The 308-nt window shown below is 47.1% G+C and carries 1 pseudogene; it reads left to right on the top strand.

Annotated elements, in window-relative coordinates:
* Nucleotides 1–308, top strand: a pseudogene (locus AB4512_RS24420) (energy transducer TonB); the annotation flags it as partial.

Below are 308 nucleotides of genomic sequence, written 5' to 3' on the forward strand. Positions count from 1 at the left end.
CACGGTATCGATCAACTTCACGCCTAAGAACACGCCTTCCCCAGCTCAACAAAAAACCACCACAGAGCCGGTTGAACCAGAACCAATCAAAGAAACGGTCTCACAAGCTGAACCTAAACCTGTCGAACCCAAGGCCGTTGAGCCAAAGCAAGCCAAACCGACGCCAAAGAAAAAAGCGATCACCAATAAGCCTCAACCCAAGAAAGTAGAGAAAAAGGTTGTTGAAAAGAAAGTCGAGAAGAAACCAGTGACTCAGAAAAAGGTCGTTAAGAAAGAACGCCCAGAACCAAAGTCCAAACCAACGCCTC

Source organism: Vibrio sp. 10N.222.52.B7, assembly GCF_041474275.1.
Taxonomy (GTDB): domain Bacteria; phylum Pseudomonadota; class Gammaproteobacteria; order Enterobacterales; family Vibrionaceae; genus Vibrio; species Vibrio crassostreae_C.